This window comes from Hymenobacter sp. UV11 (genome assembly GCF_004684095.1).
Classification (GTDB): domain Bacteria; phylum Bacteroidota; class Bacteroidia; order Cytophagales; family Hymenobacteraceae; genus Hymenobacter.
Map to the genome: position 1 here is coordinate 68,757 of NZ_SRII01000016.1, position 14,427 is coordinate 83,183.

At 61.0% G+C, this 14,427-nt stretch carries 13 protein-coding genes; 12 read left to right on the forward strand and 1 reads right to left on the reverse strand.

What is annotated here, in order from left to right; all coding sequences use genetic code 11:
* The first annotated feature begins 10 nt into the window (after nucleotides 1–10).
* From E4631_RS22620 to E4631_RS26670, 9 genes are all read left to right on the forward strand, one after another.
* Complete coding sequence (locus E4631_RS22620; RefSeq protein WP_133657119.1) at nucleotides 11–1,531, forward strand: RagB/SusD family nutrient uptake outer membrane protein; 1,521 nt, start codon at nucleotides 11–13, stop codon at nucleotides 1,529–1,531.
* An 85-nt stretch (nucleotides 1,532–1,616) separates the two neighbouring features.
* On the forward strand, nucleotides 1,617–2,321 hold the full coding sequence (locus E4631_RS22625) for a basic secretory protein-like protein (protein ID WP_205704297.1): 705 nt from the start codon (nucleotides 1,617–1,619) through the stop codon (nucleotides 2,319–2,321).
* An 81-nt stretch (nucleotides 2,322–2,402) separates the two neighbouring features.
* Entirely contained in the window at nucleotides 2,403–4,703 is a 2,301-nt protein-coding gene (locus E4631_RS22630) for a GH92 family glycosyl hydrolase (RefSeq protein WP_133657118.1), read from the forward strand.
* A gap of 45 nt (nucleotides 4,704–4,748) precedes the next feature.
* On the forward strand, nucleotides 4,749–6,167 hold the full coding sequence (locus E4631_RS22635; protein WP_133657117.1) for a glycoside hydrolase family 125 protein: 1,419 nt from the start codon (nucleotides 4,749–4,751) through the stop codon (nucleotides 6,165–6,167).
* Nucleotides 6,168–6,272: 105 nt separating this feature from the next.
* Nucleotides 6,273–7,295, forward strand: a complete 1,023-nt coding sequence (locus E4631_RS22640; RefSeq protein ID WP_133657116.1) for a N(4)-(beta-N-acetylglucosaminyl)-L-asparaginase — start codon at nucleotides 6,273–6,275, stop codon at nucleotides 7,293–7,295.
* The gene (locus tag E4631_RS22645) at nucleotides 7,295–8,011 is read left to right on the forward strand and encodes a copper homeostasis protein CutC (protein ID WP_205704298.1); all 717 of its coding nucleotides are present in this window, start codon (nucleotides 7,295–7,297) and stop codon (nucleotides 8,009–8,011) included. The genes E4631_RS22640 and E4631_RS22645 overlap by 1 nt, the downstream gene beginning before the upstream one ends.
* An 11-nt stretch (nucleotides 8,012–8,022) precedes the next feature.
* A complete protein-coding gene (locus tag E4631_RS22650) occupies nucleotides 8,023–8,946 on the forward strand; it encodes an ROK family protein (RefSeq protein WP_133657115.1) in 924 nt (307 codons plus the stop codon).
* Nucleotides 8,947–8,970: 24 nt separating this feature from the next.
* On the forward strand, nucleotides 8,971–9,552 hold the full coding sequence (locus E4631_RS26665) for a hypothetical protein (protein WP_240735184.1): 582 nt from the start codon (nucleotides 8,971–8,973) through the stop codon (nucleotides 9,550–9,552).
* Nucleotides 9,553–10,311, forward strand: a complete 759-nt coding sequence (locus E4631_RS26670) for a hypothetical protein (RefSeq protein WP_240735186.1) — start codon at nucleotides 9,553–9,555, stop codon at nucleotides 10,309–10,311.
* A 612-nt stretch (nucleotides 10,312–10,923) separates the two neighbouring features.
* Here the strand turns inward: E4631_RS26670 and E4631_RS22660 are convergent.
* Complete coding sequence (locus E4631_RS22660) at nucleotides 10,924–11,157, reverse strand: hypothetical protein (RefSeq protein ID WP_133657114.1); 234 nt, start codon at nucleotides 11,155–11,157, stop codon at nucleotides 10,924–10,926.
* A 503-nt stretch (nucleotides 11,158–11,660) separates the two neighbouring features.
* Here E4631_RS22660 and E4631_RS22665 point away from each other — a divergent pair.
* From E4631_RS22665 to E4631_RS27105, 3 genes are all read left to right on the forward strand, one after another.
* Nucleotides 11,661–12,641 carry an aspartate carbamoyltransferase catalytic subunit gene (locus tag E4631_RS22665; protein ID WP_135318642.1) on the forward strand — a complete coding sequence of 327 codons (981 nt, stop codon included), beginning with the start codon at nucleotides 11,661–11,663 and terminating at the stop codon, nucleotides 12,639–12,641.
* A 98-nt stretch (nucleotides 12,642–12,739) separates the two neighbouring features.
* Nucleotides 12,740–14,017, forward strand: a complete 1,278-nt coding sequence (locus tag E4631_RS22670; protein ID WP_135318643.1) for a dihydroorotase — start codon at nucleotides 12,740–12,742, stop codon at nucleotides 14,015–14,017.
* Between the two features lie 259 nt (nucleotides 14,018–14,276).
* The coding region (locus E4631_RS27105; protein ID WP_133656746.1) for a transposase family protein at nucleotides 14,277–14,427 on the forward strand (151 nt) is incomplete at its 3' end.

Below are 14,427 nucleotides of genomic sequence, written 5' to 3' on the forward strand. Positions count from 1 at the left end.
CCCTCTCGCTATGTTTTCTATCACCCGATTATTTCCGAAGGCGCCCGTGGCCCTGGGGGCGGCCCTGCTGCTGACGGTGGCATCTGGCTGCACCGACTATCTCAAGCAGGATATTCGCTCGAACTTGACGCCGGGCACCTACTTCGCCAACGGCGACCAGGCCCAGGCGGCCATTGATGGCCTCTACGACAACCTGCGCATCATGAGCAGCAACGACGTGGGCTACGGCGAGTCGCTGTGGGTAGGGCTGGAGCTGTTTGCGCAGCACGCCACCTCGCTGGGCCAGAGCCAGTTCAACAACCAAGTGCTCAACCAGACGCTCGACGCGGCCAACCCCTACTTTTCCAGCATGTGGAACAGTGCCTACTACGGCATTGCGGCGGCCAACCTGTCGCTGGCCCGCATTCCAGACGTGAGCATGGACGCAACGCGGAAGACGGCGCTGCTGGGGCAGGCGTATTTCGTGCGCGCCTTCCTCTACTACCACCTCGTGCGCCTCTACGGCGACGTGCCGCTGCTCACTACCCCCATCGATGGCAACAGCGCCGACCTGTACCCCGCCCGCTCGCCGCAGGCCGACGTCTATAAGCTCATCGTGAGTGACTTGCAGGCCGCCGAAAAAGCCGGCCTACCCTCCGTCGACTACACGGGCCGCATCTCGCAGGGTGCCGTCAAGTCCCTGCTCTCCAGCGTGTACCTGACCATGGCCGGCTACCCGCTGCAGCAGAAAGACAGCTACGCGCTGGCTGCCGCTAAAGCCGCTGAGGTGATTGACGCAAGCACTTACTCGCTGTTTACCAACTACATATCGCTGCACAACAACGCCGATAAAAACAAGGGCGAGCTGATTTTGCAGGCCCAGTACCAGTTTGGCATTGCGACCAATGCCATCAGTCCGCTCATCGTGCCCTACTTCGCGGGCATTTCGAACTACAACGACGAGTTTGGGGCGCTCATTCCCACCAACGGCTTCTTTGACACCTACGAGAGCGGCGATTTGCGCGCCCAGGAACGGCAGTTCTACTTCTCGTCCTACCCCCGCTTCAAGGCGCCCGCCGGCACGGTCAACTTCAACGCCCACGCCCTGTACAAGTACTTCCACCTGGAAAGCGCGTTGAGTACCGTTACGCCCGACTGCGACGAGAACTGGACCCTGCTGCGCCTGCCCGAGGTGATGCTCATCTACGCGGAGGCCATCAACGAGGTGAGCGGCGCCACGCCCAAAGCCTATGCCCAGCTCAATGCCATCCGGAGCCGGGCCAAGCTGCCCGACCTCAGCGGCCTCAGCCAGGATGCCTTCCGTACGGCCGTGTGGAAAGAGCGCTACCACGAGCTGGCCTACGAAAACAAGGCTTATTTCGACATTCAGCGCACCCGCAAGGCCTACGACGTGGCGGGCAACCGCTTCGTGGATGCCGTGGGTTTCAAGAACGAAGTCGGCAACGCCTTTCAGTCGAAATACCTGCTCTGGGGCATTCCGACGGCTGAAATCAACACCAACAACAAGCTGACGCAAAACCCTGGATACTAGTAGCAGCCCTACCCCTGGTTCCTGCCCTTTGGAGCGGCAGCCGGGGGTAGGGCTACTTAGTTCGTCTTCTTTCAACCTTGCTTTTGTGAAAAGCGTTTTCCTCCTCTTTCCGGCCGCGCTCGGGCTGCTGGCGGCCCCCGCCGCCGCGCAAAGCCGCCACCCGTTCAGTAGCCGCGACTCGGTAACCAAGCAGGGCTACACCCTGGTTTTTATCAACCTAGACTCGGCCCTGGCGCCCGTTACCAAGCAGCGGATGACGGATGCCTTTTTCAAAGTGTACCCACTGGAGGCGAAGCGGTTCAACCCGAAGACGCGGCGCAAGGTCACGTTTTTTGTCAACCCCGCCTACACCGGCGTCGCGGCCACCGATAATGGCCTGGTCGATTATAACCCCACATGGCTGCGCGAGCATCCCGAGGACATCGACGTGGTGACGCACGAAGTGATGCACCTTGTGCAGGCCTACCCCCCCGATAGCGCGCCGGGCTGGCTCACGGAGGGCATTGCCGACTACGCCCGCTACGTGTATGGCGTGAACAACCAAGCCGGCAACTGGAAGCTGCCCGACTACAAAGCCGGCCAGCGCTACACCAATAGCTACCGCATCACGGCGCGCTTCCTGGTGTGGCTCGGCCAGCACGGCCACCCCCAGCTGGTAAACCAGCTGGATGCCGCTGCCCGCACCCGCACCTACTCGCCGGGTATCTGGCAGCAGAAAACCGGCAAAACGCTTGATGAGCTATGGGCTGCCTACGCGGCCCAACCCGCAGTGCAGCTTACGTACCGCTGAAGCGCTTGGGCACGGCCTACCCCCTCTGTTACCTGTTAGTTCTACCTTTCCAGCTGAGTTTTCTTTTCCACTTCCTCCCGAATGACCAAGTTTTTTCTGGTACTGGCTTCGTTGGCGCTACTGGCTAGCCGCCCTACCCTGGCCCAGGCACCCGCTGCCAGCGCTACTGCTGACCCCGCCCAGTGGGTAAATCCCCTCATCGGCACCGACTCGAAGCCTAGCCTCTCTAATGGCAATACCTACCCGGCCATTTGCCTGCCCTGGGGCATGAACTTCTGGATGCCGCAAACCGGCAAAATGGGCGATGGCTGGGCCTACCAGTACGGGGCCGACAAAATCCGGGGCTTTAAGCAGACGCACCAGCCCTCGCCCTGGATGAACGACTATGGCCAGTTTGCCATCATGCCGATTACGGGCAAGCCGGTGTTTGACCAGGATGCTCGCGCCAGCTGGTACTCGCACAAGGCCGAGGTGGCCGAGCCTAATTACTACCGCGTGTATTTGGCCGACCACGACGTGACCACCGAAATAGCGCCTACCGAGCGGGCGGCGAGCTTCCGGTTCACTTTCCCCAAAACCGACAGCGCCTACGTCGTGCTTGATGCGCTTGATAAGGGCTCGCACGTGCAGGTGCTGCCGCAGCAGCGGCGCATTATCGGCTACACCACCCGCAATAGCGGCGGCGTGCCCCAGAACTTCAAGAACTACTTCGTCCTGGAGTTTGACCACGACTTTACTAGCACGACCCTATACCAGGATAAAAACCCTACCCCCCCCGGCACTCTCGACGTAACGGCCAACCACGCCGGGGCCATCGTGGGCTTTAAAACCAGTAAGGGCGAGCGCGTGAATGCTCGCGTGGCCTCGTCGTTTATCAGCCCCGAGCAGGCCGTGCTCAACTTAGGTGAGATTGGCAACAAGGACCTGGAAACCATTCGCCAGCAGGGCCGCGCGGCCTGGAACAAGGTCCTGAGCCGTATCGACATTGAGGGCGGCACGCCCGACCAGCGCCGGACGTTTTACTCGTGCTTGTACCGCTCGCTGCTGTTTCCGCGCAAGCTCTACGAGCTGGATGCCACTGGCAATGTGATGCACTACAGCCCCTTCAACGGGCAGGTGTTACCGGGCTTTATGTACACCGATACCGGCTTTTGGGACACTTTCCGGGCGTTGTTTCCCTTCCTGAATTTGCTCTACCCCGAGGTAAATACCGAGATTCAGCAGGGCCTGGCCAACGACTACCGGGAAAGCGGCTGGCTGCCCGAGTGGGCCAGCCCGGGCCTGCGCAGCGTGATGGTGGGCAATAACTCGGCCTCGGTAGTGGCCGATGCGTACCTCAAGGGCATTCGCGGCCAGGATATGAAGGTCCTCTACGAAGCTCTCGTGCACGGCGCCAACAACGCCGGGCCGCTCGATGCCGTGGGCCGCGCCGGGGTGCAGTACTACAACAAGCTCGGCTACGTGCCCTACGACGTTAAAATCAACGAGAACGCGGCCCGCACGCTGGAATACGCCTACGACGACTTTGCCATTTACCAGCTGGCGAAGTCCCTAGGCCGACCCAAGAAGGAAATCAACCTCTATGCCCAGCGCAGCCAAAACTACCGCAAGCTGTTCGACAAGGAGTCGGGCCTGATGCGCGGCAAAAACCAGGATGGGACGTTTCAGAAGCCATTTAGCCCCTTTAAGTGGGGCGATGCCTTCACGGAGGGCAACAGCCTGCACTATACCTGGTCGGTGTTTCACGACGTGCAGGGGCTGATGGATTTGATGGGCGGCAAGCAAAAATTTGTGGCTACGCTCGATACCGTGTTTGCCCTACCCCCCGTCTTCGACGACTCGTACTACGGCGGTACCATTCACGAAATCCGGGAGATGCAGATTGCGGGCATGGGCAACTACGCGCACGGCAACCAGCCCATCCAGCACATGATTTACCTCTACAACTACGCCGGCCAGCCCTGGAAGGCGCAGTACTGGCTGCGGGAGGTAATGAACCGCCTCTACCTCCCTACCTCCGACGGCTACTGCGGCGACGAGGACAATGGCCAGACGTCGGCCTGGTACGTGTTTTCGGCGCTGGGCTTCTACCCCGTGTGCCCAGCCGTGAACCAGTATGTGCTCGGCGCGCCGCTCTTCCCCAAGGCTACCCTGCACCTGCCCGGCGGCAAGGATGTGGTGCTGAACGCACCCCAGAACTCGGCCCAGAACCGCTACGTCAACCAATTGACGCTGAACGGCAAGCCTTACGACAAGAACTACCTTACCTACGAAGAACTGCTGCAAGGTGCCACGCTCAACTTCGAGATGAGCCCTACCCCCAATAAAATGCGCGGTACTGCCCCCGACGCCGCGCCCTACTCTTTCTCGAAAGCCAAGTAGTAGCGCCGACTACCAAATTGACGCTACCGAATTTCCTACCCACCTATGAACCGTCGCACCTTCGTTCACCGGACGTCTTTAGTTACCGCTAGCCTGGCCTTTGCCCCGGCGGCTTTCGCGGCCTCGCCCACTTTTCCGGTGGTGCGGCCTGCCACTGGCAAGCGGCGGTTTCGCAGCAAGGCCGTGGAGGCGGCCATTTCGGAGTTTAAGAAAAAAGTGAAAGACCCGGAGCTGGGCTGGCTCTTCGAGAACTGCTTTCCGAGTACGCTCGACACGACCGTGACCTACTCGAGCCAGGGGGGTAGGCCGGATACGTACGTTATTACGGGCGATATCGACGCCATGTGGCTGCGCGATTCGTCGGCCCAGGTGTGGCCGTATTTGCAGTTTATTGACAAGGACGCGGAGCTGCGCCAACTGGTGGCGGGCGTCATCAACCGCCAGGTGCGCTGCGTCAACAAAGACCCGTACGCCAACGCCTTCTATGGCGACGACACCAAGGTAGGCGAGTGGAAAAGCGACCACACTGCCATGCAGCCCGGCGTGCACGAGCGCAAATGGGAAATCGACTCGCTTTGCTACCCCATCCGGCTAGCCTACCACTACTGGGAAAAAACGGGCGACGCCAAGCCCTTCGATGCGCAGTGGCAGCAGGCCATCCGCAACACGCTGCAAACCTTCCGCGCGCAGCAGCGCAGAGACAAACTGGGTCCCTACCACTTTCAGCGCCAAACGACCAACTCGACCGATACCCAACCGCTGGCCGGCTACGGCTACCCGGTGCGGCCAGTGGGGCTTATCTGCTCGGCGTTCCGGCCCAGCGACGACGCCACGCTCTACTCGTTTTTGGTGCCGAGCAACTTCTTCGCCGTGGCCAGCCTGCGCCAGGCCGCCGAAATGCTCACGGCCCTCGCCCCCGCCGAGGCGGCTACGGCCAAGGACTGCGCTGCCCTAGCCGACGAAGTGGACGCCGCCTTGCGCCAGCACGCCATCGTCAACCACCCGCAGCACGGGAAGATATACGCCTACGAAGTCGATGGCTTCGGCAGCCAAATCCTGATGGATGATGCCAACGTGCCCAGCTTGGTGGCCCTCCCGTACCTCGGGGCGCTAGCCGTCACCGACCCCATCTATCAGAATACGCGCAAGTTTTTGCTGTCCGAGGCTAACCCGTTCTTCTTCAAAGGCACGTCAGCGGAGGGTATTGGCGGGCCGCACGTGGGGCTCAACATGATTTGGCCCATTGCCATCACTACCCGCGGGCTCACCAGCCAAGACGACGCCGAAATCCGGGCCTGCGTGCAGAGCCTCAAAACCACCCACGCCGGCACGGGCTACATGCACGAGTCGTTCCACAAAGACGACCCCAAGAACTTCACCCGCGCTTGGTTTGCCTGGGCTAATACGCTGTTCGGCGAATTTTTGTGGAAGGTGTACCAGGAAAAGCCGCAGCTGTTGGCTTAACAAGCGGGGTAGCAATGCAGCTAGCTGCATTTCAGGGTAGTATTGCTGAGGTGGCCACGCTGCGAAAAAGCTGTTTCTTTGGGCCTTTCCTATTCCTTTCTTCCGATGCCTACTCGCCGCAAGTTTCTCACGTCCTCCGCTAGCCTGGGGCTGCTCGCCGCCGGGCGCCCGCTCGAAGCTGCTAGCCTGCCGCCATCCGCCCCGCTTGGGAAGGCCCTCGTCATTTCTACCTGGGACACCGGGCTTGCCGCCAACCTGGGGGCCTGGAAAATCCTGAGCAAGGGCGGCCACGCGCTCGACGCGGCCGAAGCCGGCGTGATGGTAACCGAAGCCTCGCAGAACTGCTGCGTGGGCCTGGGCGGCAACCCCGACCGGGAAGGCATCGTGACGCTGGATGCCTGCATCATGGACGACCAGTTCAACTGCGGCAGCGTAGCGGCGCTCGAGCGCATCAAGCACCCCATCAGCGTGGCGCGGCGCGTGATGGAGCGCACCCCGCACGTGATGCTGGTGGGCGAAGGCGCGCAGCAGTTTGCCGTGGCGCAGGGCTTCCCGCTCGAACCCCAAAAGCTGAGCCCAGACGCCGAAAAAGCCTACCGCGAGTGGCTGAAAACGAGTGCCTACCAGCCCATTATCAACGTCGAGAATACGAGGGGCTCCAAGCCCACGGGGCCGGTAGGCGGCGCCAACAACCACGACACCATTGCCCTCCTCGCCCAGGATGGCCAGGGGCGCCTCAGCGGCAGCTGCACCACCAGCGGCATGGGCTTCAAGATGCGCGGGCGCCTCGGCGACTCGCCCCTGATTGGCTCGGGCTTATTCGTGGATAACGCCGTGGGTGCGGCGGCCGCTACCGGGCAGGGCGAGGATGTTATTCGCATGGCGGGGGCGCACACCGTGGTCGAGTTTATGCGCCAGGGCCTTTCACCCAAAGCCGCCTGCGAAGCTGCCATTAAGCGCCTGGCGCAGATTAAAGGCTCGAAAGCCCACGACATTCAGGTTTGTTTTATTGCTGTGAATAAGCAGGGCCAGCACGGGGCCTATGCGCTGCAAAAAGGCTTCAGCTACGCCGTGTGCGACGACAAAAACCAGCAACAGCTGCTGCAAAGCGACTACCTGCTCACCTGATGGCACGGGTACTCGAAATCTGTGCGGGCTCGGTGCAGTCGGCCGTGGCGGCGCAGGCCGGAGGCGCGCACCGCATCGAGCTGTGCCAAAACCTGGAGCAGGGCGGCATTACGCCCTCCCACGGCCTGATTGAGCGGGTGCTGCAGCGGCTTACCATCCCGGTATTTGTGCTGATTCGGCCGCGGCCGGGGCACTTTTGCTACGATGCTGATGAGCAGGCTATCATGGCCGCCGACATTGCGCAGTGTCGGGCGCTGGGCTGCGCCGGGGTAGTGCTGGGCGCCCTTGGCGAGGCTGGCCACGTGGACTTGGATTGCTGCCGGGCGCTCATCGCGGCGGCCGGGCCGCTGCAAATCACCTTTCACCGCGCCTTCGACGTTTGCCAGGACCAGACGCGGGCCTTAGAAGAAATCATCGGCCTGGGCTGCCACCGGGTGCTCACCTCGGGCGGCCAGGCCAGCGCCCTGGCGGGCCAAGCGCAGCTCGCGGCCCTGGTACGGCAGGCGGCGGGGCGCATAGCCATCCTACCCGGGGCCGGTATCACGCCCGACACCCTACCCCCCCTTATCAAGAGCACCGGGGCCCGGGAGTTTCACGCCAGCGCTAAGCGCCTGGTGGCCAGCCCGGCGGCGGCAAATAAAACAGAGTTCGACGCGCCACGCTGGGAAACCGATGCGGCCATTGTGGCCGAGCTGGTGGCGCAGCTGAATAGCTAGCAGGCAAGTATATGAGCAACAAGCAGTACATCGGAATAGACATTGGCGGCACCAAGACGCACGTTGGGCTCGTGCAGCAGGGAGCGCTCATCCGGGAAGCTAAGTTTGCCACGGCAGCTACCGCGCCCCAGGAGCAGATTCTGGCCGAGTTGGTGCACCACCTCGAGGCCTTCGTGGGGGCCGATGTGGCGGGTATCGGCGTGGGCGTGCCGGGGCTGGTAGACGAGGCCAACGGCATTGTGCACGGCGTGCAGAATATCCCCTCCTGGCAAGAAGTGCATCTGCAAGCGCACCTGGCTAGCCACTTCGGCAAGCCGGTGTACCTCACCAACGACGCCAATGCCTTTACCGTGGGCGAGAAAATGTACGGCCAGGGCCAGCCATTTGCCAACCTGGTGGGCCTGGTGCTCGGCACCGGGGTAGGGGCCGGCCTCATCATCAACCACACGCTGTATTCGGGCACGCTATCCAGCGCCGGCGAGTTTGGCGGCATCCCGTACCTCGACAAAACCATTGAGGATTATTGCAGCGGCAAGTTCTTCGCGCAGCGCACGGGCCGGCCGGGCGCCGCGTGGCACGCGCTAGCCCAGCAAGCGGATGCGGAGGCCCTAGACGTGTTTGCCGAGTTCGGCCGGCACCTAGGCAATGCCATCAAAACGATTTTGTACGCCCTTTCGCCGGAGGCCATTATCCTGGGGGGCTCGGTCAGCCAGTGCTACGAATACTTCCGGGGTGGCCTGGCGGAAAGCCTGCGGGAATTTCCCTTTAAGGCCGTGACCGAACGGCTGGTTATTACCCCTTCTGCCCTTGGCAACGCCGCCGTTTTGGGCGCGGCGGCCCTCTGCGAGATGCGGCAGGCGCCTGCTTCTGCGGCACCCAGCCGCCTTTCTCCAGAAGCTGGCCGCGTTGCTCAGGCAAGTGGCTTTGCCAATTAATCAGCTGTTTTTGAGTTCTTTCCCATGAAGAAGTATTTGCTTCTGCTACTAGCAGTAGTTGTTGCGCCGCGCCTGGCCGCCCAGCAGCGCTACGAGTTCAACTCGGGCTGGAAGGGCCGCCCCATTGCGCAGGTGAAGGCCGACGGGCTAAGCCTTTCGACGCCTGCCTACCCCCTCACTGGCTGGGCACCCGCCGTAGTGCCGGGCACGGTGCTGACCACGCAGCTCGAAAACCACCAGATTCCCGACCCCTTCTTCGGGATGAACAATGAGCGGATACCCGACATCTACAAAATCGGCCGGGCCTACTACACCTACTGGTTTGTCAAGGATTTTCGGGAGGCGCCGGCTAGCCCTGATGGCCAGGTGTGGCTGCACTTTCGGGGCGTAAACTACAGCTGCGACGTGTTCCTGAACGGGCGAAAAATCAACCGGCAAACGCACCACGGCATGTTTCTGCGGCAGGCCTACAACATCACGCCCTACATCGCCAAAGATGGCAATAACCGCCTAGCCGTGGTGGTGTACCCACCCGACCAGGTGGGCAACCCCAACGGCGGCCAGGGCGGCGATGGCACCATTGCGCGGGGGGTAGGGCACCAGTAAGTGGCCGGCTGGGACTGGATTCGGCCCATCCGGGACCGGAATACGGGTATTTGGGACAAGGTGACGATTGAGAAAACCAAGCAGATTAACCTCAAAAACCCGCACGTAGTCACTCGTGTGCCCGGCGTGCGCCGGCCCGGCGGCCCGCAGCAGCCCGCTAGCCTCGACGTAACGGCCGAGCTGGAAAACCCGACGGCCAAAGCAGTAGCCGGCGTGCTGCAATACACCATCGACGGCCAGAAAGTAGCGCAGAAAGTGCGCGTGCCGGCCCACACAACCCGGCAGGTTGGGTTGCCCCGGCTAAACCTCCAGCACCCCCGGCTGTGGTGGCCAAATGGCTACGGCCCGCAGAACCTGTACCAGTTGAAGATGCAGTTTCTGGTCGGTGGCCAAATGGTGTCGGACGCGGAAGAGGTGGGCGTACGGGAAATCCAGACCGCGTGGAACGCCAAAACGCTGAGCAAGCAAGTGCTGGTGAACGGCCAGAAAGTCTTCATCAAGGGCGGCAACTGGATTATTTCGGATGCCATGCTCCGGTTTACGGAGGCGCGCTACGACGCCGAAATCCGGTTTCACCGCGACATGAACCTGAACCTCATCCGGGTGTGGGGCGGGGCGCTGGTCGAGCGGCCCGAGTTTTACCAGGCCTGCGACAAGTACGGCCTGCTGGTGATGCAGGACTTCTGGATGTCGGGCGACGCTAACAGCCGCTGGGAAGACCCCCTGAAGCTCGACGACCAGGGCCACGAGCTTGCATAGCTTGTGGCGGCACCGCAAGTGGGTGGCTTCCAGATTAAAGCCCCGGCCCTTGAGTTTCTGGAAGCATTGCGCAATCGTCCAGCGCTTGGCGTAGAGCTGGTCAGGCCAGCCCAGTCCGGCCGAGGCGAAGAGAAACAAGCAGTCGTTGCCCGCCAGCGCTTTGACCCAGACCTGCCCCCAGCCCCCATCCACCTGGCAATGGGCGAAGCGGCGGGTCTGCCCCACCAAAAGACCCAGGTTGGCAATAGCCTGCTGGCGGCCACCAGGGAAGGTGAGTAGGTGGTGTCGGGGCAGCCGCATGACAAAGTTGAGGTCGTTGTTTTTGAGCCACTTAAACCACTGGTGGCACACAAACTCGCGGTCGCCCAGCACGAGGCCGATGCGCTCCTTGCCCAGCAGCTGGACGCAGAACTGTAGCAGGGCGATGCAGTCCGCCGCGTTGGAATTACCGCTGTGGTTGTCGAGCAGTTCCCAGTAGAGGGGCACCTGAAATTCTCCCTGGCTCACGGTCACGAGCAGAATATTGACCTGGCAGCGGCCGAAATCCCATTCGGTGCGGCCCAGGCACAGACGCAGCTTGCCTTAGGCGGGCAATAGATTGATTAACAGCTATTACAGTACTAAATAGTTCAGGTCAGCTTCGCGAAAGAAATCCTGGATGCGGGTTTCGTTCAAAGCTACCTTGACCGCGTCATTCAGGTACTGGGCCACCTCGCCAAACTGCACGTTGCGGCTCTTGAGCAGAGCGGTAACAAACTGACCAACAAACTTTTGGCGAGCCATACTGCGCACCACCTGTGCCCGTTGTAAAACAGTCGTAATTTTGGCGATGAGGCATTGCTTCACGGGGCAGAACGGATTTGGTGGCGTAGGAACCCCAAAGGTCGGGCTGCCCCGTTTTTTATATCCTGCTCCTTTTTAGTAGGGTAGAGTAAGGATACGTAACAATGCCGTAGCTTTGCACCGTGCTTCAACCAAAAAACCTGTTAACGAAGCGCGGGACCCTGCTCGGCAGGGAGCCGCGAGTGGGCTGCAAGGTCTTCGCCACCATTGGTTTTCCTGATTTTGCCTTTGGCATTTCCGTTGTTTTTTCTGAGTGTTGCCCCGCCACCGTTTCGGATTCCGAAACGGTTTTTTTATGCCCGTTGAGTTCGTTACCTGCTGCCTGGTAATCCTTTCAGCCAGCAAACCCCCTACCCCCCTGGACGCTAACACCCGCTCCCCTAACCGTAGCTGCCACCATCGCCGCGGCCCACACCGGTAGCCAGTTTCTCTGGCATGGGTAGGGGCAGATAAGAATTCACTCAGTCCGTTTTAGCTAGCTAACCTCACTTTTCCTCCACTTCGGTATGGCACGTAAAGACCTGCTCGACATCGCATCCCTTCACCGTGAGGAAATCGAGTTCCTGCTCGACCAATCCACGTCCTTTAAAAAATTGTTCGCCCACTCGGTGAAAAAAATCCCCGCCCTCGAGGGCAAGTCCGTGCTCATGCTGTTCTACGAGGCTAGCACCCGGACGCACTCCTCCTTCGAGGTCGCGGCCAAACGCCTCTCGGCGGAGGTGACGAATTTCGACGTCGCCCACTCCTCCATCACCAAGGGCGAGTCGGTACGCGAGACCATCGAGACGCTCCAGGCCATGCGGACCGACTACATCGTCGTTCGCCACAGCCACTCCGGCCTGCCCGGCATGATTGCCCGCCAAACCACAGCGTCGGTCATCAATGCCGGCGACGGGGCGCACGAGCACCCTACCCAGGCCCTGCTGGACGCCTTTACCATTAGGGAGAAATTTCCCGACCCCCGGGGTAAAAAAGTCCTCATCATCGGCGATATTCTCCACTCCCGCGTCGCGCGCTCCACCAGCACCCTGCTGCAAAAGCTGGGCGTTGAGGTTGCTTACCTCGGCCCGGGGTCGCTGGTGCCCAAATACGGCCCGGCCACCATTCCCCGCTTCACCGACTATGAGGCGGCCATGGCCTGGGCGCCCGATGTGGTGTACCTGCTGCGCGTGCAGCTGGAGCGCCAGGACGTGCAGTTTTTTCCCAGCGTGCGCGAATACCACCGGGTCTACGGCATCACCAATACCCGGCTGGCGGAAATCCGCGACCGCGGCCTCTACATTATGCACCCCGGCCCCGTGAACCGGGGGGTCGAGCTGTGCGACGCCGTCATGGACTACGAGCGCAGCCTCATCACCAACCAGGTCGAAAACGGAATTTCCATTCGCATGGCCGTGCTCGACTGGCTCACGCCGGGCGGGGAATTCCCGCGGCAGGAATCGTATGTCGCGCGGCAGCGCGCTGGTTCAGCGCTGCTTACGTCCTAAGCGGCGCAAGCGGCGGCTGGTGCCGCCCGTGTATTTTCTTCTCCACTAGCCAGAATATCCCTACCCCCCCCTTGCCGGTTTACAGCACTCATCCAGCCATGCTTCTCCTTCAAAACGCCCGCATCGCCTCCGAAAATTCACCCGTACTTGTCGAGGGCGATGTCCTGATTGTCGAAGGAAAAATCCAGGACATCGGCAGCAACCTGGCCATTCCCGAGGGTGCCCGGGTCATCGACGCGCGTGGTCGCATTCTTATGCCGGGCATGTTTGATGCCCACGTCCATTTCCGCGCCCCAGGGTTTGAAAACAAGGAAACCATCACTACGGGTAGCGAAGCGGCCATCAACGGCGGCATTACCGGCGTGGTGATGATGCCCAACACCCGCCCGGCCCTCGACTCGGCGACTGCGATAGCCACCGTGCTGGACAATGCCAAGCTCCGGTCCCGCATTCCGGTGTACACCTCCGGCTGCGTCACCAAGAACCGCGAGGGCAAGGAGCTGGCGGAAATCGAGGGCATGCGCGGACTCGGCGTGAAAATGCTCACCGACGACGGGGACACCACCGCCGACCCAGCAGTGCTGCTGCGGGCGATGCAGTACGCCACCGAGTTCGGGATGTTTTTTGCCAGCCACTGCGAGGTATCAGAGCTGGCCGGGCCGCGCGCCCTGAACGAAGGGGTGATGAGCTACCGGCTCGGCATCAAGGGCTCGCCGGCGTGCGCGGAGGAAATCATCATTGACCGCGACATTCGCCTGGCCCACGCGGCGGGCGCGCACGTGCACATCCAGCACGTGTCCAGCAAGCTCGGCATGGAGACCATCCGCTGGTGGAAATCCCGCGGCGATGTAAAGGTGACGGCGGAAGTGATGCCGCACCACCTGCTATTCACCGACGAGCACATCGGCGACTACGACACGAATTATAAGATGAACCCGCCGCTGCGGACGCAGGCCGATTGTGATGCGCTGCTGGAAGGACTCATTGAAGGCGTATTCGACCTCATTGCCACCGACCATGCGCCGCACACGCCGTTCGAAAAAGCCCAGGATTTCCTCAGCGCGCCCAATGGCATTACCGGCCTGGATACGGCCCTTGTCTCGCTCTACCACCACTTCGTCGAGCCCGGAAAATTTGGGTGGGACGTGGTGGTGAAGCGCTATTCGGCAGAGCCCCGCCGCCTGATGGGCCTGCCGGTAGCCGCTATCGAAGTCGGCCAAGAAGCCAACTGCGTTCTGTTCGATACCGAAGCGGAAACGACCTTCACGCGGGAATTCATGAAATCCAAATCCCAAAACACGCCCTTCATCGACCAGACGTTGAAAGGCCGGGTAGACGTGGTGATTTTAGGAACGGAAATCCTGCTGGAGCGCTGAGGGCTCGTTGCGCATCGAGAATATGAAATTTACGGCTTAGTAGGGACGCGAGGTCAGGCCCAAACTCGGGGAACCAGTTGAAGAAGTCGAGCACAGCAGCTAGAAACTGGCCTTTGGTGCGGTAAAAAGTGGTGTTGATAATCTTCAGGCGCAGGTACTTCCAGAAGCGCTCCATCAGGTTCAGATTGTGCGAACAGGGGGGCTGAATTGCTTTAAACCAGGGCAAAAGCACCAAAAGGTAAGTTAGCGACCTTTGGGGATGAAAGAAGAAGTAGCGGATTTCTTTTGGCAGGTAACGGACTATCGGGTGGAAGGGCGCTGTCTACACGAGCTAAGCGATATTATTTGGCTGGTGCTGTGCGGCTTACTGGCTGATTGCGAAGATTTTGAGCAGATTTATGATTACGCCT